The 23095-nt window shown below is 72.5% G+C and carries 23 protein-coding genes; 11 read left to right on the top strand and 12 right to left on the bottom strand.

The window, feature by feature from the left end; genetic code table 11:
• Positions 1 to 3 precede the first annotated feature (3 nt).
• From ACX27O_RS17910 to ACX27O_RS17900, 3 genes are all read left to right on the top strand, one after another.
• Positions 4 to 900 carry an alpha/beta hydrolase family protein gene (locus ACX27O_RS17910; RefSeq protein WP_458939748.1) on the top strand — a complete coding sequence of 299 codons (897 nt, stop codon included), beginning with the start codon at positions 4 to 6 and terminating at the stop codon, positions 898 to 900.
• Between the two features lie 28 nt (positions 901 to 928).
• Complete coding sequence (locus ACX27O_RS17905) at positions 929 to 1465, top strand: nucleotidyltransferase domain-containing protein (RefSeq protein WP_210861704.1); 537 nt, start codon at positions 929 to 931, stop codon at positions 1463 to 1465.
• A gap of 75 nt (positions 1466 to 1540) precedes the next feature.
• The gene (locus tag ACX27O_RS17900; RefSeq protein ID WP_030336691.1) at positions 1541 to 2506 is read left to right on the top strand and encodes an alpha/beta hydrolase family protein; all 966 of its coding nucleotides are present in this window, start codon (positions 1541 to 1543) and stop codon (positions 2504 to 2506) included.
• Positions 2507 to 2655: 149 nt separating this feature from the next.
• On the opposite strand, the gene ACX27O_RS17895 is transcribed toward ACX27O_RS17900, so the two are convergent.
• The 3 genes from ACX27O_RS17895 to ACX27O_RS17885 all read right to left on the bottom strand — a co-directional run bounded on the left by ACX27O_RS17895 (position 2656) and on the right by ACX27O_RS17885 (position 5514).
• Positions 2656 to 3618: a zinc-binding dehydrogenase gene (locus ACX27O_RS17895; protein ID WP_030336689.1), complete on the bottom strand. Its 963-nt coding sequence runs from the start codon at positions 3616 to 3618 to the stop codon at positions 2656 to 2658.
• A 191-nt stretch (positions 3619 to 3809) separates the two neighbouring features.
• A complete protein-coding gene (locus ACX27O_RS17890) occupies positions 3810 to 4988 on the bottom strand; it encodes an NAD(P)-dependent malic enzyme (RefSeq protein ID WP_030336688.1) in 1179 nt (392 codons plus the stop codon).
• A 145-nt stretch (positions 4989 to 5133) separates the two neighbouring features.
• Positions 5134 to 5514 (bottom strand): S26 family signal peptidase, encoded by a 381-nt coding sequence (locus ACX27O_RS17885; protein ID WP_051708804.1) that lies wholly within the window; start codon positions 5512 to 5514, stop codon positions 5134 to 5136.
• Positions 5515 to 5567: 53 nt separating this feature from the next.
• On the opposite strand from ACX27O_RS17885, the gene sodN reads away from it, so the two are divergent.
• From sodN to ACX27O_RS17870, 3 genes are read left to right on the top strand one after another with little or no spacing between them, the layout of a single operon-like run.
• On the top strand, positions 5568 to 5972 hold the full coding sequence (sodN, locus tag ACX27O_RS17880; protein WP_458939747.1) for a superoxide dismutase, Ni: 405 nt from the start codon (positions 5568 to 5570) through the stop codon (positions 5970 to 5972).
• The gene (locus tag ACX27O_RS17875; RefSeq protein WP_030336683.1) at positions 5969 to 6514 is read left to right on the top strand and encodes a GNAT family N-acetyltransferase; all 546 of its coding nucleotides are present in this window, start codon (positions 5969 to 5971) and stop codon (positions 6512 to 6514) included. The genes sodN and ACX27O_RS17875 overlap by 4 nt, the downstream gene beginning before the upstream one ends.
• A gap of 32 nt (positions 6515 to 6546) precedes the next feature.
• Positions 6547 to 6954, top strand: coding sequence for an ATP-binding protein (locus tag ACX27O_RS17870; RefSeq protein WP_030336681.1), 408 nt, complete (start codon positions 6547 to 6549; stop codon positions 6952 to 6954).
• 22 nt (positions 6955 to 6976) lie between these two features.
• Here the strand turns inward: ACX27O_RS17870 and ACX27O_RS17865 are convergent, their stop codons facing one another.
• A complete protein-coding gene (locus tag ACX27O_RS17865) occupies positions 6977 to 7366 on the bottom strand; it encodes a hypothetical protein (RefSeq protein ID WP_030336679.1) in 390 nt (129 codons plus the stop codon).
• A 43-nt stretch (positions 7367 to 7409) separates the two neighbouring features.
• Here ACX27O_RS17865 and ACX27O_RS17860 point away from each other — a divergent pair, with 43 nt between their 5' ends.
• Positions 7410 to 8360 carry a diacylglycerol/lipid kinase family protein gene (locus ACX27O_RS17860; protein WP_030336678.1) on the top strand — a complete coding sequence of 317 codons (951 nt, stop codon included), beginning with the start codon at positions 7410 to 7412 and terminating at the stop codon, positions 8358 to 8360.
• 447 nt (positions 8361 to 8807) lie between these two features.
• Positions 8808 to 9065: a WhiB family transcriptional regulator gene (locus tag ACX27O_RS17855; protein WP_007072794.1), complete on the top strand. Its 258-nt coding sequence runs from the start codon at positions 8808 to 8810 to the stop codon at positions 9063 to 9065.
• Positions 9066 to 9170: 105 nt separating this feature from the next.
• Here ACX27O_RS17855 and ACX27O_RS17850 read toward each other — a convergent pair whose 3' ends face one another.
• From ACX27O_RS17850 to ACX27O_RS17830, 5 genes are all read right to left on the bottom strand, one after another.
• Complete coding sequence (locus tag ACX27O_RS17850; RefSeq protein ID WP_210866759.1) at positions 9171 to 10064, bottom strand: sirohydrochlorin chelatase; 894 nt, start codon at positions 10062 to 10064, stop codon at positions 9171 to 9173.
• Complete coding sequence (locus tag ACX27O_RS17845) at positions 10046 to 10813, bottom strand: phosphoadenylyl-sulfate reductase (RefSeq protein WP_030336676.1); 768 nt, start codon at positions 10811 to 10813, stop codon at positions 10046 to 10048. The genes ACX27O_RS17850 and ACX27O_RS17845 overlap by 19 nt, the downstream gene beginning before the upstream one ends.
• Positions 10810 to 10971 carry a hypothetical protein gene (locus tag ACX27O_RS17840; RefSeq protein WP_167337345.1) on the bottom strand — a complete coding sequence of 54 codons (162 nt, stop codon included), beginning with the start codon at positions 10969 to 10971 and terminating at the stop codon, positions 10810 to 10812. The genes ACX27O_RS17845 and ACX27O_RS17840 overlap by 4 nt, the downstream gene beginning before the upstream one ends.
• Entirely contained in the window at positions 10968 to 12680 is a 1713-nt protein-coding gene (locus tag ACX27O_RS17835; RefSeq protein ID WP_030336675.1) for a nitrite/sulfite reductase, read from the bottom strand. Before ACX27O_RS17835 ends, ACX27O_RS17840 begins: the two co-directional genes overlap by 4 nt.
• A 291-nt stretch (positions 12681 to 12971) precedes the next feature.
• Positions 12972 to 13883, bottom strand: a complete 912-nt coding sequence (locus ACX27O_RS17830) for an ArsR/SmtB family transcription factor (protein WP_357638886.1) — start codon at positions 13881 to 13883, stop codon at positions 12972 to 12974.
• Positions 13884 to 13946: 63 nt separating this feature from the next.
• On the opposite strand from ACX27O_RS17830, the gene ACX27O_RS17825 reads away from it, so the two are divergent.
• Positions 13947 to 14972, top strand: a complete 1026-nt coding sequence (locus ACX27O_RS17825; protein WP_458939746.1) for an aldo/keto reductase family protein — start codon at positions 13947 to 13949, stop codon at positions 14970 to 14972.
• Between the two features lie 36 nt (positions 14973 to 15008).
• Positions 15009 to 16553, top strand: a complete 1545-nt coding sequence (locus ACX27O_RS17820) for a glycosyltransferase family 39 protein (protein ID WP_458939745.1) — start codon at positions 15009 to 15011, stop codon at positions 16551 to 16553.
• A 149-nt stretch (positions 16554 to 16702) separates the two neighbouring features.
• On the opposite strand, the gene ACX27O_RS17815 is transcribed toward ACX27O_RS17820, so the two are convergent.
• Entirely contained in the window at positions 16703 to 18295 is a 1593-nt protein-coding gene (locus tag ACX27O_RS17815; protein WP_030336671.1) for a PAS domain-containing sensor histidine kinase, read from the bottom strand.
• A 25-nt stretch (positions 18296 to 18320) separates the two neighbouring features.
• Positions 18321 to 19352, bottom strand: a complete 1032-nt coding sequence (locus ACX27O_RS17810) for an SIS domain-containing protein (protein WP_030336670.1) — start codon at positions 19350 to 19352, stop codon at positions 18321 to 18323.
• 188 nt (positions 19353 to 19540) lie between these two features.
• On the opposite strand from ACX27O_RS17810, the gene ACX27O_RS17805 reads away from it, so the two are divergent.
• Positions 19541 to 21367: a tetratricopeptide repeat protein gene (locus tag ACX27O_RS17805; RefSeq protein ID WP_051708803.1), complete on the top strand. Its 1827-nt coding sequence runs from the start codon at positions 19541 to 19543 to the stop codon at positions 21365 to 21367.
• 137 nt (positions 21368 to 21504) lie between these two features.
• On the opposite strand, the gene ACX27O_RS17800 is transcribed toward ACX27O_RS17805, so the two are convergent.
• Positions 21505 to 23091 carry an MDR family MFS transporter gene (locus ACX27O_RS17800; protein WP_030336667.1) on the bottom strand — a complete coding sequence of 529 codons (1587 nt, stop codon included), beginning with the start codon at positions 23089 to 23091 and terminating at the stop codon, positions 21505 to 21507.
• Between the last annotated feature and the right edge of the window lie 4 nt (positions 23092 to 23095).

Raw genomic sequence — 23095 nt, 5'->3', positions numbered from 1 at the left:
ACGATGGGGGCGGGCCGGCTGCTGGCCGTACTGGTGACAGCGTTGCTGGCCGGCTGCGCGCCGGCCACGGCAGTGGCCGGCGGGGCCACCGACCCGGTACCGGCGCGTCGAGCGCCCGAGGGGTCGTACGCCGTCGGCGTGCGTACGCTCACCCTCGATCCGCGTTCGGCGCGCCCGCTGCCGGTGACGATCTGGTACCCGACGTCGACCGGTCAGGTGGCGGCCGGACGGTTCCCGGTGGTGATCTACAGCCACGGCCTGGGCAGCCGACCCGAGTTGCACGCCGGCCTGACCACCCGCTGGGCGGCGGCCGGTTTCGTGGTGGCCGCACCCGCGTACCCGCACACCCGGCAGGGTGCCGCGCACTTCACCCGGGCCGACGTACGCCACCAGCCGGCCGACGCCTGGCGGCTGATCCGGCACCTCGGGCGGCTCGACCGCAACCGCGCCGATCCGCTCGCCGGGCACCTCGACCTGACCTCGATCGCCGCCGCCGGGCACTCGGCGGGCGGCTTCACCACCTCCGGCATGTTCAGCGAGGGCCATCAGGCCCGGTTGCGCGCCGGGATCGTGATCGCCGGCGGCGGGTTGCCGGGCAGCTTCGCCGGGCCAGCCGCGCCGGTGCTCTTCGTGCACGGCACGGCCGACCCGGTGGTGCCGGTGACTGTCGGCCGGGCCGCTTACGCGCGCACGCCCGGGCCGGCCGCGTTCCTCAGCCTGCTCGACCAGGACCACGGGGCGTACCTCACGCCGGGCCACCCGGGCTTCGCCCCGGTCCTCGCCACCACCACCGACTTCCTGCGCTGGACCCTCTACGGCGATCAGGTTGCCGCCGCCCGCCTCCGCACCGACGCCCACTCCCCCAACCTGACCCGTTACGAGTCCCGCCCGGCCCACTGACCCCTGCCGCTGTCGGTACGGTCGTGCGGTGGACGAGCTTGCGCGCCGGCAGTTGGCGAGCATCGCCGAGGTCATCACGGTGACCGGGGCCTGTGGCATCCCGGTGTGGCTGCGCGGCGGCTGGGCGATGGACTTCCAGCTCGGCACTGTGACCCGCCCGCACGTCGACGTCGACTGGTACTGCTGGCGCGACGACGCGGACCGGCTGGCCGACCTGCTGCTGGCCCGGGGCTGGCTTCCCGACCCGCGGATGCCCGCCCGGTTGCAGCTTGACCTGTTCGCCGCCGACGTGGAGGTCAGCTTCGCGTACCTGGGTCGGGATGCCGCCGGCCGACCGACGGTGGGTGCCGGGTCCTGGGCCGGCACCCCACTGCCGGCCGGGATGCTGGCCGCCCCACCCGGCCGGATCGGCCCGCTCACCGTGCCGACCATCTCGGTGGCCGCCCAGATCGAGTTCAAGCAGATGTACCCAGTCTGGATGCCGGAACGTCAGCGCCGCCCGAAGGACGCCGACGACCTGGCCCGCCTGCGCGATCTCGCCCCCGCCCCGCGGCGCGCCCCCTGAGCTGTGGGTGAGCGGGCGGGCACACAGTGCCAAAGTGCGCCGGGCAGGTCTGCGGGGCGAGGCACAATCGGACTCATGTCGCGTCGTGTCACCCCCGCCCTGCTGGCCAGCGCCCTGCTCCTGGCCGGTCTGGTCGGCTGCTCGGCGGACGCCAGGAAGGCCGAGAGCCAGCAGGCGCCCGTCGAACCACCGCCCGCCGCCACCCCGACACCGCAGGTACCCGCCGGGAAAGCCCCGCAGCGCGCCTTCGCTGTCGGCGTACGCCAGCTGAAGCTGAACAGGGACGGCCGCGCGCTGCCGACGACGCTCTGGTACCCGGCGGCCGGGCAGTCCGGCGGCGCGGCCAAGCGGTCGGCGACGGCGGCGGAGGGCCGGTTCCCGGTGGTGATGTTCAGTCACGGCCTGGGTGGGCGGCCGGACGACTACGCCACGCTGCTGACCCGCTGGGCGGCGGCCGGTTTCGTGGTGGCCGCGCCCGCGTTCCCGCACACCTCCCGGGGCGCCGACAACAACGTCCTCGACGTGCTCAACCAGCCCGCCGACGTGTCGTACGCGTTGGATCAGGTGTTGGCGTTGGACGGCAAGGCCGGCGACGCGTTGCGCGGCCGGTTGGACGGTGAGCGGGTGGCCGCCGCCGGGCACTCGGCGGGCGGGGTGACCACCATCGGCCTGTTCACCGCGAGCCGGGACGAACGGCTGGACGCGGGAGTGGTGTTCGCCGGCACGGCGCTCGGGGTGGGTACCGCGTTCGCCGGTGCCGCCGCCCCGCAGTTGTTCGTGCACGGTGAGCTGGACGAGGTGGTCGAGTACGCGGCCGGCAAGGCCGCCTACGACAAGGTGCCCTGGCCGAAGGCGATGCTGAGCCTGCCGAAGGGCGACCACGGGCGGGCGCTGCTCAGCGACGGCGCGACGCTGCGGGTCGTCTCGGACACCTCGGTCGAGTTCCTACGCTGGTCGCTCTACGGCGACCCGGACGCCAAGAAGCGCATCTCCACCGACGCGACGCGCGGCGACATCGCCACCTTCGACGACCACCTCTGATCCCGCGCCTCGCGCCCCGCGCCGCACGCCGCACGCCCAAGATCTGCCAACATCGGGGATGTTGCTGCCTCGGCACGCCGGAATGCAGCAGTTTCCCCGATGTTGCGCAGATCATGGCGCGGCGCGAGCGCGGCGCGGACAGGCGGGCGTTAGGCCTCGTGGTCGATGACGACCTTGCCGAAGGCGTCGCCGGAGTGCAGTCGGGCGAAGGCGTCCTCGACCCGGCTGAACGGGATGACGCAGTCGACTACCGGGCGCACCTCGTTGTCCGAGCAGAACGCCAGCAGCTCGTACAGCTCGCCGGGCGTGCCCATCGAGGTGCCCAGGATCTCCAGCTGCATGGCGAAGACGCGGCGCAGGTTGACCGACGGCTCGTGCCCGGCGGTCGCGCCGGAGACCACGATCCGGGCCATCGGCGCGGCCGACTTCAGCGAGTGGTCGAAGGTGGCCGCGCCGACCGTCTCGATCACCACGTCGACCCGCTCCGGCAGCCGGGCGCCGGGCTCCACGGCGGTGGCGCCGAGGGCGGAGATCCGGTCACGCTTCACGGCGTCGCGGCTGGTCGCGTACACCCGCTTGCCCATCGCGACGGCGAGCGCGACGGCCGCGGTGGCCACCCCACCGCCCGCGCCCTGGACCAGCACGCTGTCGGCCTCCGCGACGCGGCCCTTGGTGGTCAGCATCCGCCACGCGGTCAGCCAGGCCGTGGGCAGGCACGCCGCGTCGGTCGCCGCCATGCCGTCGGGCAGCGGGATCAGATTCGACCGGGGTACGACCACCCGCTCGGCGAGCGTCCCGGCGAAGTGCTCGGAGAGGATGGAGACCCCGCGCGGGTCACCCGGGGTGACGACCACCGGGTAGACGACCACCGGACGCCCCTCCGGGTCCACCCCGACCGCGTCGCAGCCGAGGATCATCGGAAGTTGGGCCTCGGTGAGACCCACCCCGCGCAGCGACCAGAGGTCGTGGTGGTTGAGCGAGGTGGCCCGCAACTGCACGGTCACCCAGTCGTCCGCCGGAGGGGTCGGCTCGGGCCGCTCACCGACGGTGAGCGCGGCGAGCGGGTCGGCGTCGTCGAAACGGGAGGCAAAGGCAGCACGCATGATCGGCACGGTAACAAGCTGAGCGCTCGTTAAGAAGGCGTGCGCGTAGGCCAGCGGCGCATGCTTCGCCGGAGCGCCCCTGGCCCACGCGTGCGCGTAGAGCCGGCGGCGCATGCCGCCCCGGAGAACCCCCGGCCCAGGCGTGCGCGTAGAGCCGGCGGCGCATGCCGCGCCCGAGCGCCCCTGGCCACGCGTGCGTCCTAGCGGCGGGCGACGCCGTCGCGGCGGGCGGCTTCGGCGACCGCCTCGGCCACGGCCGGCGCGACGCGCGGGTCGAGCGGGGACGGCACGATCGCGTCGGCGGTCAGCGACTCGGCCACCACACCGGCGATGGCGTCCGCGGCGGCGACCTTCATCGCCTCGGTGATCCTGGTGGCGCCGGCGTCCAGCGCACCGCGGAACACCCCGGGGAAGGCCAGCACGTTGTTGATCTGGTTGGGGTAGTCACTGCGCCCGGTGGCGACCACCGCGACGTGCCGGGCGGCCACCTCGGGGTGCACCTCGGGGGTGGGGTTCGCCAGCGCGAACACGATTCCGCCGGGCGCCATCTGAGCCACCGCCGCCTCGGGGATCTGCCCGCCGGAGACCCCGACCAGCACGTCCGCGTCGCGCAGCGCCTCGGTGACGTCGCCGTGCCGGCCGTCGGCGTTGGTGCTCGCGGCCAACTCGGCCTTGGTGCCGGTCAGCTCGGTGCGGTGGCGGCCGATGATCCCCTTGGAGTCACAGACCACCACCTGGTCGGGGTTGACGCCCCCGGCGATCAGCATCTTCGTCACCGCCACGCCGGCCGCGCCCGCGCCGCTCACCGCCACCCGCAGGTCACCCAGCTTGCGGTCGAGCAACGTCGCGGCGTTGCGCAGCGCGGCGAGCACCACGATCGCGGTGCCGTGCTGGTCGTCGTGGAAGACCGGGATGTCCAACGCCTCGTCGAGTCGACGCTCGATCTCGAAGCAGCGCGGGGCGCTGATGTCCTCCAGGTTGATCCCACCGAACGAGGGTGCCAACGCCCGCACCACCGCGACGATCTCGTCCACGTCCTGGGTGTCCAGGCACACCGGCACCGCGTCCACGCCGCCGAACTGCTTGAACAGCACGGCCTTGCCCTCCATCACCGGCAGCGCGGCCCGGGGGCCGATGTTGCCCAGCCCGAGCACCGCCGAGCCGTCGGTGACCACCGCGACCGTGTGCGACACCCAGGTGTAGTCATCCACCAGGGCCGGGTCGGCGGCGATCGCCTCACACACCCGGGCCACCCCTGGGGTGTACGCCAGGGAGAGGTCCTCCCGGCTGGTGAGCGGCACGGTCGAGGTGACGGCCATCTTGCCGCCCCGGTGCAGTTGGAAGACGGGATCAGCGGGGTCCACGGTGGACGAAGACATGGTGGTGACTCCAGGATCTGTCGAGCAGATGTGAGGCGGCCGGCCCCGCCGCGAGGTGGGCGGCGGGCGGTGGCACGCGGTGCGGGGGGTCACCCGGGCACTTTCCGAGCATAGTGTCGACACCACCCCTCGGATGTGAGCAGGGTCATAACTGCCGGCGAGGTACCCGTCCCGGGCGCGGCCAGTAGCGGGCCACCACCCGTCCGCGCACGTCGGCCACCCCGTACGCCCGGGAGTCGTCGGTGATCAGGTCGTTGTCGCCCCGCAGCCACCAGCCGCCGTCCTGCGACCGGACCGCACGCTTCACCACCAGCAGATCGGGCCGGGTCCGGAAGACCGCGACCACCACGTCACCGGCCCGGATCGGGCGGCCACCGACGCGAACCAGCACCGCGTCGCCGTGCCGCAGCGTCGGGACCATGGACGGGCCGGTCACCAGAACGGCGGTCAGCGGCCTCCGCAGCCGGGGCGCCTCAGCCGGGTGATCGGCGGTCACTGGTTTCACCTCAACCGGTTGGGGGAGCATCTCCAGGAGTAATGTCGCCTTTGATCATCGCAAACTTCCCATGGAGGATCCCGATGCGATTTCCGCGCATCCTTGCGCCCCGCGTCACCGCGAGCGCTCACTGCGACCTGCCGTGCGGTGTCTACGACCCGGCCCAGGCCCGGATCGAGGCCGAGTCGGTCAAAATGATCTGCGAGAAGTACCAGTCGAACACCGACCCGGAGTTCCGCACCCGCGCCATCATCATCAAGGAGCAGCGCGCCGAGCTGGTCAAGCACCACCTCTGGGTGCTCTGGACCGACTACTTCAAGCCGCCGCACTTCGAGAAGTACCCGAACCTGCACAGCCTGTTCAACGAGGCCACCAAGCTCGCCGGCGCCGGTGGCGTCAAGGGCAGCCTCGACCCGGCCACCGCCGACAAGCTGCTCGCGAAGATCGACGAGATCTCGAAGATCTTCTGGGAGACCAAGAAGGCGTGACCTCTCCGGTCATCCCGACGATCCGGCCGGCACGTCCCGAGGACGTGCCGGCCGTCGTCGCCATGGTGCACGAGCTGGCCGAGTACGAACGCGCGCCGGAGCAGTGCCACCTCACCGCCGAGCAGTTGACCTCGGCCCTGTTCGGTGCCGGCGCGACGTCGGAAGAGCCGAGCGCTCCGGCGCTCTTCGGCCACGTCGCGGTGGATGAGCAGGACCAGCCGGTCGGCTTCGCACTGTGGTTCCTCAACTTCTCCACCTGGGCCGGCGTGCACGGCATCTACCTGGAGGACCTCTACGTCCGGCCGGCCGCCCGGGGCACCGGCGCCGGTCGGCTGCTGCTCGCCACGCTGGCCGACATCTGCGTACGACGCGGCTACCGGCGGCTGGAGTGGTGGATGATCGACTGGAACCCGGCCGCCGGTTTCTACGCCTCGATCGGCGCCGAGCAGATGAGCGAGTGGGTTCCCTACCGGCTCAGCGGCGACGCGCTCCGCCAGCTGGCCGATCACGTCACCACCGCCGGCACGCGTACGGGCGACTGACCGGGTAGAGTCCCCGACCGGGGGGATGAGGCGTGACTCAACTGACTGGCCAGCCAGCGACCGACGACGACGTGGTGCACCTCACGGTGCCCGCCGACGGCGGTTACCTCGGCGTTCTTCGCACCGCCACCGCCGGTCTCGCGGCCCGGTTGCAGTTCGCGCTCGACGAGATCGAGGATCTGCGGATCGCTGTCGACGAGGCGTGCGCCATGCTGCTCGCCATCGCCACCCGCGACGCCGAGCTGGAGTGCCGTTTCGCGGTCACCGAGGACGCGCTCACCGTCGAGGTGACAGTGCCGACCGTGCGCGGTGCCACCCTGCCCGCCGAGTCGTCCTTCGCCTGGAAGGTGCTCACCGCGCTGACCACGTCGGCGTCCGCCACGTCGGCCGACGGCCGGGCCACGATCGCGCTGCTCACCCGCCGCTCCGGCGGCTACTGACCGACCCGGCCCACCCTGGTGGTCACTGGAAGCCGAGGGCACGGGTCGTCGGGGAGCAGACCAGCAGCCAGCCCACGCCCAGGCCGAGCGCCATCAGCGGCACGCCCAGCCAGCCCAGCCCAGCCTGGATCATGAACCAACCGATCGGCAGCAGCATCAGCTGAAGCACGATGGCGGGGGCGCGTGCGCCCGCCTGACGGCGCAGCAGCGCGCGTCCCAGCGCCCAGAGCACGACGGCCGCGCCGATGGCGAACCCGGTCACCAGCAACGCCGCCAGCAGGTCGGTGCGGGTGGCGGTGAGGTCGGCCCAGATCAGCCAGACGGCGATCAGCCCGACGACTGCCGCCTCTGCCCACAGCAGCCGGACCGCCCAGCGGAGCGTGACGGGGATCGGGTCCGAGTCGATGGTCACGCGCGCCACGATACCCGGGCTGCCGGCAGGTACAGTGCCGCCCATGCGGGCCGTCCTGGTGGTCAATCCGAAGGCCACCACCACCAGCGAACGCAGCCGGGACGTGCTTGTCCGGGCGCTGCGCAGCGAAGTCGATCTCAGCGTGCGCTACACCCGTCGGCGCGGGCACGCCGTGGCGCTCGCCCGGGAGGCAGCCGCGGAGGGGGTCGACCTGGTCGTCACCCTGGGTGGCGACGGCACGGTGAACGAGGTGGTGAACGGCCTGATGACGGCCGAGCCGCCGACCCGCGCCGGTGATGCGCCGATGGCCGAGCGACTGCCCGCGCTGGCCACCGTCCCCGGCGGTTCGACAAACGTGTTCGCCCGCGCGGTGGGGCTGCCCCGGGAGTGGCCGGAGGCGACCAGCATGATCCTGGAGGGGCTGCGGCTGGGCCGCAGCCGGACGGTGGGGCTGGGCCGCGCCGACGACCGCTACTTCACCTTCTGCGCCGGGTTCGGCCTGGACGCCGCGGTGATCCACCGGGTGGAGCAGGCCCGGCGCAAGGGGCGGGTGTCCACGCCGTCGCTCTACCTGCGTTCGATCATGAACCAGTATTTCCTCGCCTCGGACCGGCGGCACCCGGCGATCGTCCTGGAGCGCCCGGGCGAGCCGGCGGAGGCCGAGCTGGCCACCGTCATCATCCAGAACACTGCCCCGTGGACGTACCTGGGCGACCGGGAGGTCAACCCGAACCCGGAGGCGTCGTTCGATCTCGGGCTGGACGTACTGGCGTTGCGTCAGCTCCGGGTGGCTAGCACAACACGGACAGTGACGCAGTTCCTGTCCCGGCAACCGAATCCGCGCGGTCGTCAGGTGTTACGACTCCATGACACGGCGGAGTTTACCCTGGTCTCCAGCCGCCCGCAGGCGTTCCAGCTGGACGGGGACTATCTCGGCGAGCGGGAGAAAGTCAGATTCACCTCCGTTCCGGCCGCACTGAGAGTAATCTGCTAGGTCTCGGGTACCGCAGTTGGTCGACACGGTGGCCACAACCGATCGGCCGGGTCGCCGCCACACCGAGGGGCAGGTGCCGGAAATGTCAGCAATGTCACGCGGACTGTACTATATTGATCCTCGACTGTGGCACGCCGGGTAACCAGGAAAGCGCGGAAACCCGGACAAACGGGTTGTGGGCTTGCTCACCGCCCGGAGTTTTTCCGAGCGTCACCCTTGACATCACGACTGTTCGTGAAAGTATTCACAAGCGAACTTGAGTTACCGGGACATTGCCTGGATATGCTCGTCAGGTTGAGCTGTTCCAGCAGGTCCCCGGCACTAACTGCCTGCTCACGCACTGCCGAATGGACGAACGCTAACTGTCACCTCGGCACTGCGGATGCATATAGGGAAAGCACGACAAGCAATATTTGCCACCCATCCAGAATGAGGAGTGTTGCCGCCATGGACTGGCGTCACCATGCTGTCTGCCGCGACGAGGACCCGGAGCTGTTCTTCCCGATTGGGACGTCCGGACCGGCTCTCCTGCAGGTCGAGCAGGCCAAGGCCGTCTGCAGGCGCTGCTCCGTGACCGACCAGTGCCTGCAGTGGGCACTCGAGTCTGGTCAGGACGCCGGCGTCTGGGGCGGAATGAGCGAGGAGGAGCGGCGCGCTGTCAAGCGGCGCGGCGGTCTCCGGGTGCTGCGCGCTCACTCCGCCTGATCCCCAACGACACAGCTGTACGCCCCGGTGGGTTCGCCCACCGGGGCGTTCCGCTGTCCGGCACCGGGCCGGCACCGGATCAGCCCCGTCGAGGCCGGCACCGGATCAGCCCGTCGACGCCAGCACGGGCCGATCGTCGACCCGGCGCAGCACCAACTCGACCAGCTCCGGCGCGTCGGTCAACGGCGCGGCAACCGCCACCGCACCCGCCGCCCCGGCCGCCTCGGCCACCGCGTCATGGAACAACCCCGGCGCCAGGAAGTACGCGGACACCGCGACCCGCCGCGCGCCGGACGCCCGCAACCGGGACACCGCCACGCCGGCCGCCGGTGGAGCCGCCGACGCGTACGCCACCCGGCAGGGCACCCCGAACTCCACGCCGAGCGCATCGGCAACCCGGCCCACCGAGCGGCGCGCCCGCGCATCCCGGGTGCCCGCCGCAGCCAGCACCAACGCGTCGAACCGACCCCGACGCGACGCGTCCAAACCGCCCCGACGCGACGCGTCCAAGCTGCCCCGACGCGACGCGTCCAAGCCGCCCCGACGCGACGCGGTCGAGCCATCCGGCCACGTCTCACCCAGCCGACGGCACAGCCCGGCCAGCAGCGCCGGATCGGGGGTGTCGTCCGCCGGGCCGAGCACGTCGGTCACCCGTACCGCCAGTGGCGGCCCGGACCGGGTGGCCGCGGCGACCGCCGCGGGAATGTCCACCCGATGGTGGTACGCGGCGGTCAGCAGCAGTGGCACCAGCACCGCCCGACGGTGACCGGCCACGGCCAGCTGACGCAGCAGCTCGGTCGGCCCCGGCTCGGTGTGGTCCAGCCAGCTCGCCCACACCGGTGTGCCGGGCCGGGCCGCCGACACCGCCCGAGCCAGCGCCCGGGTGGCATCGGCCGCTCGCGGATCACGGCTGCCGTGCGCGACGAGCACCACCGGGTCCGCCCCGCCGGCCGCACCGGTCACTGTCGTGCCCGGCGAGGTCAGACGTGCAGCCCGCACTCGGTCTTCTCGAACATCGCCCACCGGCCGGCCCGCGCGTCCTCGCCGGCCTTCGTACGGCGGGTGCACGGCCAGCAGCCGATCGACCCGTACCCCTGCTTGAAGAGTTCGTTGACCGGCACGTTGAACCGGGCGATGTAGGCGTCCACGTCCCGTTGCGACCAGGCCGCGATCGGGTTCACCTTGACCTTGCCGCGGCGCGCGTCGAAGGTCACCACCGGGGTGTTGGCCCGGGTCGGCGACTCGTCCCGACGCAGACCGGCGGCCCAGGCGTCGTACCCGCTCAGCGCCCGCTCCAGCGGCTCCACCTTGCGCAGCTGGCAGCAGTCGTCCGGTGACTTGTTGAACAGTCGCGGACCGTACTGGCCGTCCTGCTGGCCGACGGTGAGCCGGGGCCGGATCGACCGGACGTTCACCGGCAGCGTCCGGGCCACCTCGTCACGGACCCGCAGCGTCTCGGGGAAGTGCAGCCCGGTGTCGAGGAAGACCACGTCCACCCCGGGAGCCACCCGGGACACCAGGTGCGCCAGCACGGCGTCGGCCATCGAGCTGGTCACGCAGAACCGCTCGCCGAAGGTCTGCGCCGCCCAGCGGGCGATCTCCAGTGCCGGGGCGCCCTCCAGGTCCCGAGCGGCCTGCTCGGCCAGGGCCCGCAGCTCGTCCGGGCTGCGCCCGCTCGGGTCGGCCGGTGCCGAGGCGCCCGGGCCCACCAGGCGCAGGCTCGTGGCCGAGACGAGACCCGCGCTCACCGGGTCACCGTCCGGCTGAGCAGCCCGATGAACTTCACCGAGAAGACCCGGGTGCAGGCGTGGCACTCCCAGGCGCCGTGCCCCGACTCGTGCGGCCGCAGGTCCTCCTCGCCGCAGTACGGGCAGTGCAGAGGTGCCGCTCGGTTCTCGCTGCTCACCGCAGTTCCTCCTCGTCGACTCTGATCACCCAGTTGGCGAACGTCTCGCCCTCGCTGCGACCGGCCAGGTAGCGAAGGGCCAGCCGTTCCACGTACTCCGGAAGCTCGTCGGCGGTGGTCTTCAGGCCGCGCAGCTTGCGGCCGAACCCGGCGGTCTGCCCCTGCGCCATGCCCAGGCCGCCGCCCAGGTGCACCTGGAAACCCTCGACCTGCCGGCCGTCCGGGCCGACCACCAGTTGGCCCTTCAGCCCGATGTCGGCCACCTGGGTGCGGGCACACGCGTTCGGGCAGCCGTTGATGTGGATCGAGATGTCCGCGTCGAAGTCGCGCAGCCGCTGCTCCAGCCGGGCCACCAACTCCTCGCCACGGGCCTTCGTCTCGACGATGGCGAGCTTGCAGTACTCGATGCCGGTGCACGCCATCGTGCCGCGCCGCCAGGCCGACGGCCGGGCCTCCAGACCGATCCCGCGCAGCGCGTCGACGAGCGACTCCGTCCGCTCCGACGGCACGTCGAGCACCAGCAGCTTCTGGTACGGAGTGAGCCGCACCCGGTCGCTGCCGTGCGCCTCGACCACGTCGGCGAGCTGGCTGAGCTGCGCGCCGGAAACCCGCCCGACCACCGGGGCGGCGCCCACGTAGTGCCGCCCGTCGGCCTGCTCGTGCACGCCCACGTGATCGATCGGCTTCGACGGCAGGATCGGCGCTGGGCCGTCGAGCAGCGTACGACCGAGGTAGTCCTTCTCCAGCACCTCGCGGAAGCGCTCCACGCCCCAGTCGGCCACCAGGAACTTCAGCCGGGCCCGGTTGCGCAGTCGGCGGTAGCCGTAGTCGCGGAAGATCCCGACCACCCCGGCCCACACGTCCGGCACCTCGGCCAGCGGCACCCAGACGCCGAGCCGCTTGGCGAGCATCGGGTTGGTGGCGAGACCCCCGCCGACCCAGACGTCGAAGCCGGGGCCGTGTTCGGGGTGGTCGACACCGAGGAAGGCGATGTCGTTCGACTCGTACGGGGTGTCCACCAGCCAGGAGATCGACGTCTTGAACTTGCGGGGCAGGTTGGAGAACTGCTTGTCACCGACGTACCGCGAGACGATCTCGTCGATCGCCGGGGTCGGGTCGAGCAGCTCGTCGCGGGCCACCCCGGCGACCGGGCTGCCCAGCACGATCCGCGGGCAGTCGCCGCACGCCTCGGTGGTCTGCAGGCCGACCGACTCCAGCCGACGCCAGATCTCCGGCATGTCCTCGACCCGGATCCAGTGGTACTGGATGTTCTGCCGGTCGGTGATGTCGGCGGTGTCCCGGGCGAACTCCCGGGAGATGTCCGCGATCACCCGCAGCTGGGCCAGGCTGAGCTGACCGCCGTCGATGCGAACCCGGAGCATGAAGAACTCGTCCTCCAGCTCGTGCGGCTCCAGCACGGCGGTGCGCCCACCGTCGATGCCCGCCTTGCGCTGGGTGTAGAGGCCCCACCAGCGGAACCGGCCGCGCAGGTCCTGCGGGTCGATGGAGGCGAAGCCGCGGTGCGCGTAGATGGTTTCGATGCGGGCTCGAACGTTGAGTGGGTCGTCGTCCTTCTTGATCCGCTCGTTGGGGTTGAGCGGCTCACGGTGGCCGAGCGCCCACTGACCCTCACCCCGTGGCCGGCGCGGCGCTCGGGTCGGGCGAGCCGTCGGGTCCTCGGAACGGGCCGGGATGCTGCTGACCGCCATCGCGGCGTCCTCCGTTGTCTGCTGTGCCTCGGGGCACGCGGGGCGCGGCGGCCGGCCCGGCGAAGCGGGCAAGACAACGGTGTCGGGGACAGCCGGCGCGGAGCGCGCCCGAGACGGATTGGTCGGGCGTCGTCAGTTGGCCGGACAGATCGCGCTGCGCACGCGGCCGTAATCGACGTGGCGACGTGCCACGAAGCGGCGGACGACTGCGGCGGTCATGGGCTCATGCTGCCACACCCCATGGGGGCCGGCCAATGTCCGCGTGCTGGATCCCACATCACGGGCCGGAGGTCAGCCGACCAGTTGGTCACCGAGGACAGTTCGGGCATAACGCACCACCCGTCCCTGGCGTACGCCGACGATCAGGCCGTTGTCCCGCAGCGTGGTGAGGTGGTGCGACGCGGTCGCCGGCGCGAGACCCAGCATCGCGGCCAGCTCACCGGTGCTCAGCGGTGCGTCGAGCAGCGCGAGGGCCGCCGCCCGCGTACCGCCGAGCAGGGCGGCCAGCGCGGCGCTGGGCGGCGGCGAAGCCCACAGCCCGCCCAGCCCACTGGGCGGATAGCAGAGGGCCGGGCCGGCATCGCCCTCCATGATCGCGTGCACCGTCGGCCCGGAGAAGGAGGTGGGCAGCAGCGTCCACGGGCGTCCGTCCAGGCCGGCCGGCAGGCTCGTGCCGACGGCGACCCGCAGTGCCGCGCCGTCCCAGCGGATCAACGGGTGCAGCTCGCGGAGCAGGATGCGCCCACCCTGCTCGGCAGCGAGCAGCGTCCGCCGCCGGATGTCGGCCAGTGCGAGCGCCCGCAGTCGGGGCCAGTCCGGTGCGATCAGCAGTGTGAAGTATCGGTGGAGCTGCGCGACCAGCTCGTCCGGTGTCAGCCGGGGCGCGCCGGCCCGGTCCAGTTGCCGGCGCACCACGGACGGGTCGGTGCCGGCGACCGCCCGCAGCTCGGCGGCCAGGTTCGGTGCCGCCCCGATCGGGGTGAGGAAATCCGGTACGTAACCGTTGGACGACCTGAGCACCGCCAGCAGCGGCTCCAGGCCGGCGTCCGGCAGCAGCCGCTCCGCGCGTTCCCGCCACGGGCGGTGCATCCAGTACTTCGTCGGCTTGCGTAACGCCCAGGAGCTGGCCACCAGCTCGGCCAGCGGCGAGTGCACGAACCGGACCCGGCTCAGGTCGTCGGGCGAGAACCGAACCTCGATCACCCACGGATTCGACCATGGTCGAACGGTTCGGCGACAGCGCGGGGCGGCCCGAGGATCCTCGGTATGGAGTACAGGCAACTGGGCCGGTCGGGCCTGCGCGTCAGCGCGGTCGCGTACGGCAACTGGGTCACCCACGGCAACCAGCTCGACGACGACGGGGCGGCAGCGTGCGTGGCCGCCGCCCTGGACGCGGGCATCACCACGTTCGACACCGCCGACCGGTACGCCAACGGGCGGGCCGAGGAGGCGTTGGGCAAGGCTCTGAGCGGCGTCCGGCGCAGCTCGATCGAGCTGTGCACGAAGGTGTGCCTACCGGTCGGGCCGGGGGCCAACGACGCCGGGCTGTCCCGCAAACACATCATCGAGGGCTGCCACGCCTCGCTGAGCCGGCTGGGCACCGACTACGTCGACCTCTACCAGGCGCACCGGTACGACGACAGCGTGCCGCTGGAGGAGACGATGCTCGCCTTCGCCGACCTGGTCCGCCAGGGCAAGGTGCTCTACGTCGGCGCCTCCGAGTGGACCGCCCCGCAGCTGCGCGAGGGCCTGCGGCTCGCCGCCGAGCTGCGCATCCCGTTCATCGCCAACCAGCCGCAGTACTCGATGGTGTGGCGGGTGGTGGAGGCCGAGGTGTCGCCCGCCTGCGCGGACCTCGGCCTGGGCCAGCTCGCCTGGGCGCCACTCGCGATGGGCGTGCTGACCGGTCGGTACGAACCTGGTCGACGTCCGCCCGCCGGCTCCCGGGCCACCGACGGCTTCGGTGGCGCGTTCATCGCCCGCTACTCCTCGGATCTGCTGCTCTCCCGGGTACGTCAGCTCCGACCGGTCGCCGAGGCGGCCGGCTGCACGATGGCCCAGCTGGCGGTGGCGTGGGTGCTGGCCCGTCCGACCGTGGCGAGCGCGATCGTCGGCGCGTCCCGGCCGGAGCAGCTCGCCGAGACGGCCAAGGCCGCCACGGTACGGCTCGACGACGATCTGATCGCCCGGATCGACGCCGTGCTCGACGAACTCGTGGAGCGTGATCCGGCGAAGACCGCCCGACCGAACGACGTGATGTCCGCCTGGCGCCCGCCTCCTGCCGCTGGGTGACGCCCACGGAGGGGGTGGCCGTGGCAGGCTCGAACCGTGGGGCAATTGTCCGAGAGGTCGGCCGGGTCGGCGTGGGAGCGGCTGCGCCGCCTGCCGGTCTGGCTCCCCCCGGCGCTGCTGACCCTGGCGGTGACAGTGACCGGGCTGGGCTCCGCCCAGCTCTGGCGCGACGAGCTGGCGACGTGGAGCGCGGCCACCCGCTCGCCCACCGACCTGGCCCGGCTGGCCGGCACCATCGACGCCGCCACCGGGCCGTACTACCTGCTGATGCACTGGTGGACCACTGTCGTCGGCGACTCCACGATCGCCCTGCGGCTACCGGCGGTGCTGGCGATGACAGTGGCCGCCGGGCTGCTCGCCGTGCTCGGCGCGCGGCTCGTCGACCGGCGCGCCGGCCTGTTCGCCGGGCTGCTGTTCGCGGTGCTGCCCGGCACCTCCCGCTACGGGCAGGAGGCCCGCCCGTACGCGCTGGCCACCATGCTCGCCGTGCTGGCCACAGTGCTGCTGGTGACGGCGCTGCGTCGACCGGGCTGGGCCCGTTGGGGCGGTTACGCCGTCGCCGTCGCCGCGCTCGGGCTCATCCATCTGATCGCACTCACACTGCTCGCCGCGCACGCGCTGGTCGTCCTCATCGCCTGGTGGCGCGGCCCGGCTGCGGCCGGCATCGCCGCCCCGGCCAGCGCCACCCCGACCACAGCCGGCAGCACCGCCCCGCGCCTCGACGCCGAGCGGGAACGGCGGGTGTGGCGGTGGCTGGTCGCCATACTGCCGGCCGCGCTGCTGGTCAGCCCGTTGCTGGTCAAGGCCCGGACCCAGCAGTCCCGGCAGTTGAACTGGGTCCACCTGGTCCGGCCGGACGACCTGAGCGCGCTGCCCGGCGGCGTGGCCCAGAGCAGTGTGGTGGGTGGCCTGCTGGTCGGGGTCGCCGCCCTGGGCGCAGCCCGGCTCGGGCGACGCGCGGTGCTGCCGGTCAGCGCGGTGCTGCTGCCCGTACTGCTGCTCTTCGCCGCCGGCGCGGTCGTGCCGCTGTGGGTGCCCCGGTACCTGGTCTTCGTGGTGCCCTTCGCCTGCCTGTTGGCGGGGGCGGCGCTCGCCGCCGTGAGCGCACCGGGCGCGCTGGTGGCGGTGGTCCTGGCCGGGCTGCTCGGCCTGCCCGACCAGGCGGCGCTGCGACGCACCCACGAGTGGCCGCGCAGCGCCCCGGTGGACTACGCGGGGGCGGCGCGGGTGATCGCGGACGGTCAACGACCGGGGGACGCGGTGGTCTACTCGCCAAGGCACAGCTGGCTCTTCCTCGACCTCGGCATCGAGTACCACCTCGCCGACCCACCACGCGACGTGCTGGTCACCGAGGACGAGGCACGCCGCGGCGATCTGTGGGCTGCCGAGTGCCCCCAGCCGGCACAGTGCCTGGCCGGTACGACGCGGGTGTGGCTCGTCGTCTCCGGCCGGCACGCCGACCCGCTGGCCGCCGTGCCCGACGCCAAGGGCGACGCGCTCCGTGCGGACTTCACCGTCGCGCAGGTCTGGCAGCGCCCCGGCCTGACCGTCGCCCTGCTGACCACCCGCTCCGACCGCTGACCCGGCCCCGGGTCGCCGGCCGGCGACCAGGCCCACCCACCTCGATGTGCCTGATGCCTCTCAGTCATCAGGATGACTGAGAGGCATCACGCCCATCCCGACATCCGCTCCCGCTGCGGACCCCGCCCCATTGGAGGCGGCAGGGCGGGTCAGGGTTGGGAGCGGCCCTCCGGGGCGCTGCGGGCCAGTGGGATGATCAGCACCGCCTCGGTGCCACCGTTGGCACCGGCCCGCAGTTCGATGGTGCCGCGCAGCTCCCCGGTGATCAGGGCGCGGACGATCTGGAGGCCGAGCCGGCTGCCGTGTTCGGCGTCGAAGTCCGGCGGCAGGCCGCGGCCGTTGTCGGTCACCGAAACGTGCAGCATCTTGCGGAACCGGTGCGCGGAGACCACCACCTCGGGCCGCAGCGACGGGTCGACCTCGGGGGCGGCGACCGGCACCATGCCGGACGCGGCGGGCACCGGGACCTCGTCCGCCTCGTCGGCCGGCGGGAAGCCGTGCTCGACGGCGTTGAGCAGCAACTCGTTGAGGACCATCACCAGCGAGGTGGCGATCTCCGCCGGCAGCACGCCGAAGCTGCCCCGCCGCCGCATGCCGACGCTCACCTCGGTCGCCGCGACCTCGGTCGCCGCGCTGGCCACCCGGTCGACGATGCCGTCGAACTCGACCGCCTCGTCGCTGGACATGGAGAGCGTCTCGTGCACCAGGGCGATCGAGGCGACCCGTCGGACCGATTCCTCCAACGCGACCCGGGCCTCCGGCATCGCCACCCGGCGGGCCTGCAACCGCAGCAGCGCAGCCACCGTCTGGAGGTTGTTCTTCACCCGATGGTGGATCTCCCGAATGGTGGCGTCCTTGGTGATAAGTGCCCGGTCCCGGCGTCGAACCTCGGTGATGTCCCGGACCAGCACCAGCGCCCCGATCGGCACCCCGGCCGGCATCAGCGGCAGCGCCCTGGTGAGCATCGTGGCACCCCGTGCGTCGATCTCCCGGCGCGGTGGCGCCTCACCGCGCAGCGCGGCCAGGATGCCGTTCGACGCCTCGGTGCCGTCCAGCGGGTCGCCGGCCAGTCGGCGGTGCAGCGCGGCCAGATCCTCGCCCACCAGGTGCGCGGCGTAGCCCAGTCGGCGGTACGCGGACTGCGCGTTCGGGCTGGCGTAGGTGACCTTGCCGCCGGCATCGAGCCGGACCAGGCCGTCGCCGACCCGGGGCGCCGAGGTGGTCTCACCCGGATGCCGTGGCGGCGGGAAGGTGCCGTCCGCGATCATCTGCGCCAGGTCGTCGGCCGTGGTGAGGTAGTTGAGCTCCAGCTGGCTGGGCGTACGCGCGGTGGAGAGGTTGGTGTCCCGCCCCACCACCGCGATCACCTCGCCGGCCTCCCCCTCGGCGGTACGCAGCCGAACCGGGATCGCCTCGTGTCGGGCCGGCACGTCGCCGTACCAGACCGGGTCGCCCTCCCGCCAGATCCGACCCTGGGAGTACGCCACCCCCAGGTGGGCCACCTCCGGTCCGCCGACGATCCGACCCACCTGGTCGTCCTGGTACGCGGTCGGCGCGGTGGTCGGACGGACCTGGGCGACGCAGAGGAACGTGCCCTCGGTGTCGACAGGCACCCAGAGCAGCAGGTCAGCGAAGGACAGATCGGAGAGCAGCTGCCAGTCGCCGGCGATCCGGTGCAGGTGGTCGATGTCGGCCGGACGGAGATGGGTGTGCTCCTCGGCGAGGTCGCGCAGCGTGGACACGGTGACCAGGGTGCCACGCCACGCCTCACATCGTCGCGGTGACCTTCTTCAACCCGCGCGGCGCGTCCGGATCCTCGCCCCGGGTGAGCGCCAGGGCCAGCGCCAGCCGCTGCATCGGCAGGATGTCCAGCAGTGGGGCGTACCGCTCGTCGACCTCGGGAACGGCCAGCCGGGTCGCGCCCGGCACGTCGGCGGAGCCGACCACCACGACGTCGGCGCGGCGTTCGCCGAGGCGGGGCAGCACCTCCCCCATCGACCGGCCACCGGGGCCGGAGCCGACCACGGCGAGCACCGGGACCTCCGGGTCGGTCATCGCGAGCGGGCCGTGCAGCAGGTCGGCACCGGAGAAGGCGAGCGCCGGCAGGTACGAGGTCTCCATCAGCTTGAGCGCGGCCTCCCGGGCGGTCGGGTAGGCGTAGCCGCGGCCGGTGGTGACCAACTGGCGGGCGAACCGGTAGCGCGGGGCGAGCTGGGCCGGGGTGTCGTCGGCCAGGGTGCGGGCAGCCAGCTCGGGCAGCGCGTCGAGCGCTTCCCGTTCGGCGGTCGGCAGCACCCCGTCGCCGGCCCGGACCCCCTCCACCAGCATCAACAGGGCGAGCAGCTCGGCGGTGTACGTCTTGGTGGCGGCCACCGCCCGCTCGTGCCCGGCGGCGATGTCGACGCTCAGCTCGGCCACGTCGACCAGCGGCGAGTCGGGGGCGTTGGTCACCGCGAGGGTCAGCGCCCCGGAGGCGCGGGCGGCGCGCAGCACCTCGGCCAGGTCGGGCGAGCCACCGCTCTGGCTGACCCCGACGACCAGCGCGTCGGACAGGTCGGGGCGGGCCCCGAACAGGGTGACGACGCTGGGCGAGGCGAGCCCGGCGGGCAGGCCGAGCCGGATCTCGGTCAGGTAGGCCCCGTAGAGCGCCGCGTGGTCAGAGGTGCCCCGCGCGGTGAAGACCACGTGCCGTGGCCGCCGTTCGGCGATGATCGCCGCGACCCGGGCGATCTCCGCGGCGTTGGCCGCGGAGAGCAGGCGCGCGTAGCCAGCCGGCTGCTCGTCGATGTCGGCGGCCATTCCAGCCCCTGCACGTGTCACGGAAGCCCCTCCCCTGCGCGATTGCCGCGCGATTCTTGCTCAGTCTTGCACTTTTAACCGTATCTCAGCAATCGAACGAGCAGGACTGCGCAGCTGATCACCAGTTGATCTCAATATCAACTAAGCTTCACCCGCCGCACCCGGTCTAGCTGCCACGAGAGGACGACGTGCCTGAGGGAACGGACGATCCCGCGCTCTCCGTGACGGAGGAGCTGGCGCTGGCCCGGCTGGCCCTCGACGAGGGCGACCTGCACCACGCCGCCGGCCACCTCGCCGGCGCGTTGGCGCAGGCCCCCACCCTTCCGGAGGTGCACGAGACGCTGGCCCGGCTCGCTGCGACGAGCGGCGGCGGCCTCGACCTCTTCCCGATCAACCACCACACCTTCGTGGGCGCGGTGGTCGCCCGCGCGCACCTCCTGGCCACCGCCGGCCGCCCCGCCGAAGGGCTGGAGCTGCTGGCCGCGGCGACGGCGTACGCACCCGGCACCGAGTGGGCCGCCGTGCCCTGGGTCACCGCGCCCGAACTGGCCGAACGACTGGACCCGGAGCACATCGCCCGCGTCCTCATGCAGATCTGCGCCGCGCTGCCCGACCCCGTCCCCCGCATCGGCCGGGCCCCGCTGTCCCCGTACCTCACCCTCGCGCGCAACGCGGCCACCGTGCACCCGGAACACGGCCTACTGCTGGGCGCGGCGTCCGCGCTGGCCCGGCGCCTCGGCGAGACCGAGCTGGCGGTCCGCTGGGCCACCCGAGGGGTACGCGCCCAGCCCTCGAAGATGGGCGAGGTGTGGCTCGGGTACGCGTACCGCAGCTCGGGCCGGACCCGCGACGGCCTCGCGGCCCTCGGTCGGGCCGTCGAGCTGGACCCCGACGACCTGGCGATCTACGCGGACATCGCCGGCACCCTGGCCGAGATCGGCCGACTGGACGAGGCGCTGGAGTGGACCGAGCGGGCGCTGGCCCGCGATCCGTCGTTCGACTGCGCGGTGCACACCGCCCACCGCCTGCGGCACCTGCGCGACGGCGACCTCGCCCACCTGGTCGCGCTCGCCGACTTCGTGCGGGACCACCCGGACGACAGCCACGAGCACGGCGACCTGGCCCAGTGCTGCCGAGGCAAGCCCTGGCTCGGGCAACTCACCCCGGCCGGCGGGCCCCTGGTCGACGCGATGCGCCAGGCGGTGGCCGATGACGACAACGGTCTCGGCGGCGCCGTACGCCTACCCGCCGCCGCCCCGCCCAGCGCGGTCGGGACGGCGATCGCCACCGCCCCCGGGCTGCGGATCGAGGTCGTCGGCGCGCCGGAGCCCGACCCGCGCGAACCCCGACGGGCGTCCGCGCAGCGGTTGTGGCACTACGCGGACGCCGTCCCCACGCCCGCGCTGGCCGCGCCCTCGGCGGCTGCTGTCGAACGGATCGGGCAGATCGCCCACCCGGCGTGGGCGCACCCACCGGCGGCGTACGACGCGGCGGTGGGCCTGGCCGGCCTTGAGCTGGCCGACCTGCTCGGCCTGCTGGTGCACCCGCCGGCCGCGCCGGCCAACGCGGTAGGTCGGCTGCTGGCGGCTCACGACCCGTCGGTCTGGGTCCGTGGCGTGCAGGTGTGGGCCTGTCTGGGGCTGCTGCACCACCGCACCGACGAGCCGTGGGAGGGCTCGACCCGACGCCGGGTGCTCCTCGACCTGATCTGGGGCGTCGAGGACTGGGTCACCGAGGCGGCGCTGTTCGCCCTCGTCACCGCGGCCTGGGTGGACCCTTCGGTACGGCCGGACGTGGCCCGGGTGGTGGCGGAGCGGCTGGCCGACGTGGCCGCCGTGGCGCGGACCCGACCGGTCCCGATCGCCGCGTCACTGGCGCACCTGGCACTGGCCGCCCCACAGCTCGACCCGGCGACCGCGGCACTGGCCACCGAGCTGCTGAACGCCCACTCCCCCCGACTCCCCCGCCCCCGCAACCCCCTACGCCGCCTCTGGCAACGCCTGCTCCGCCGCTGACTCCCTGCCAACCCCCGCGATCTTGCCCGCGCCCCATCCCCGCGATCTTGCACTTTCTGTCGGCGTTTTGCCGGTATAGAGGGCTTATGTCACCGCACAAAGTGCAAGATCGCGGGGGTGTGGGGCGAGGGTGGGGGTTACGCGACGGGGGCCTTGCCGAGGGCGACCTCGGCGTCCTCCTCCGGGGTGGCCTGCGGCGGGGCCTCGTTCGCGGTCCGCAGCGGGATCTCCTTGATGAACCAGGCGAGCACCGGGATCACGATGGTGAACAGGACCGCCCAGAGGAAGACGTGCGAGATGGCGTCGGAGAGACCGCCGAGCACCGCCTCGCGGGCCTGAGCGGGCAACTCCCTGAGCTTCGCCAGGTCCATCCCGGCGCCGGCCTCGCCGCCGCCGAAGGCCCGACCGCCCTCCGAGCTGGCCAGCCGGTTGGCGAAGATCGCGCCGAACAGCGAGATGCCGAACGAGCCGCCGATCGACCGGAAGAAGGTGGCCGCGCCGCTGGCCGCGCCGAGGTCCTTCTGCTCCACGCTGTTCTGCGCGATCAGCATCGACGTCTGCATGAGGAAGCCCATGCCGACACCGAGCACGATCATGTACAGCGAGGACATCAACTTGCTGGTGTCGGTGTCGAGCATGGACAGCAGCGCCATGCCCGCGGTCATCACCACGCCACCGATGATCGGGTACGCGCGGTACCTGCCGTTGCGGGTGATCGCCCGGCCGATGACCAGCGAGACGACGAGCATGCCGAACATCAGCGGCAGCAACAGCAGACCACTGTTTGTCGCCGACGCCCCCTGCACGGTCTGCTGGTAGAGCGGCAGGAAGTTCATCGCGCCGAACATCGCGAAGCCGAGCAGGAAGCCGATCACCGAGATCAGCGCGAAGTTGCGGTTGGCGAAGAGCGCCAGCGGCAGGATCGGTTCCTGGACCCGGCGTTCCACCAGCCCGAACACCACCAACGCGACGACGGCCAGCACGGCCAGGCCGAGGATCTGCGTCGAGGTCCAGTCGTACTCGTTGCCACCCCAGGTGGTGATGAGCACGATCGCGGTGATGCCGACCGAGAGCAGCCCGGCGCCGAGCCAGTCGATCCGGTGCTCGGTGCGGTACTTCGGCAGGTGCATGGTGGTGATCAGCACGAGCAGCGCGACACCGCCCAGCGGCAGGTTCACGTAGAACGCCCAGCGCCAGGAGAGGTGGTCGGTGATGAAGCCGCCGACCAGCGGGCCGGCGACCATGGCGATGGCCATGATGCCGGCGATCATGCCCTGGTAGCGCCCGCGCTCGCGGGGCGGGACCAGGTCACCGATGATCGCCATCACGCCGACCATGAGGCCACCGGCGCCGAGGCCCTGCACGGCCCGGAAGGCGATGAGCTGGACCATGCCGTCCTGCGGGCCGCCGAACATGCCGGAGCCGGCCATGCCGCAGAGGGCGGAGCCGACCAGGAAGATGACGACCGAGGTCAGGAAGACCGACTTGCGGCCGTAGAGGTCACCGAGCTTGCCCCAGATCGGGGTGGAGACGGTGGTGCCCAGGACGTACGCGGTGACCACCCAGGTGAAGTGGTTGAGCCCGCCGAACTCGCCGACGATCCGCGGTAGCGCGGTGCTGACGATCATGTTGTCGAGCATCGCGAGCATCATCGCGATCATCAGCCCGAACAGCACGACCCTGATGTTGTTGGGTCGTGTGCCGACCTGGGTTGCCTGAGTCATGGAT

It is taken from the genome of Micromonospora sp. SD19, assembly GCF_054462275.1.
The sequence above is the reverse complement of the archived record's forward strand: the minus strand, read 5'-3'. Positions and strand labels throughout refer to the sequence as shown.

Excerpts from the sequence above, each read along its gene's own strand:
- ACX27O_RS17910 (WP_458939748.1), top strand. The coding sequence starts at position 4 with ATGGGGGCGGGCCGGCTGCTGGCCGTACTGGTGACAGCGTTGCTGGCC.
- ACX27O_RS17900 (WP_030336691.1), top strand. The coding sequence starts at position 1,541 with ATGTCGCGTCGTGTCACCCCCGCCCTGCTGGCCAGCGCCCTGCTCCTG.
- ACX27O_RS17890 (WP_030336688.1), bottom strand. The coding sequence starts at position 4,988 with ATGTCTTCGTCCACCGTGGACCCCGCTGATCCCGTCTTCCAACTGCAC.
- ACX27O_RS17885 (WP_051708804.1), bottom strand. The coding sequence starts at position 5,514 with ATGCTCCCCCAACCGGTTGAGGTGAAACCAGTGACCGCCGATCACCCG.
- sodN (WP_458939747.1), top strand. The coding sequence starts at position 5,568 with ATGCGATTTCCGCGCATCCTTGCGCCCCGCGTCACCGCGAGCGCTCAC.
- ACX27O_RS17860 (WP_030336678.1), top strand. The coding sequence starts at position 7,410 with ATGCGGGCCGTCCTGGTGGTCAATCCGAAGGCCACCACCACCAGCGAA.
- ACX27O_RS17855 (WP_007072794.1), top strand. The coding sequence starts at position 8,808 with ATGGACTGGCGTCACCATGCTGTCTGCCGCGACGAGGACCCGGAGCTG.
- ACX27O_RS17835 (WP_030336675.1), bottom strand. The coding sequence starts at position 12,680 with ATGGCGGTCAGCAGCATCCCGGCCCGTTCCGAGGACCCGACGGCTCGC.
- ACX27O_RS17825 (WP_458939746.1), top strand. The coding sequence starts at position 13,947 with ATGGAGTACAGGCAACTGGGCCGGTCGGGCCTGCGCGTCAGCGCGGTC.
- ACX27O_RS17810 (WP_030336670.1), bottom strand. The coding sequence starts at position 19,352 with ATGGCCGCCGACATCGACGAGCAGCCGGCTGGCTACGCGCGCCTGCTC.
- ACX27O_RS17800 (WP_030336667.1), bottom strand. The coding sequence starts at position 23,091 with ATGACTCAGGCAACCCAGGTCGGCACACGACCCAACAACATCAGGGTC.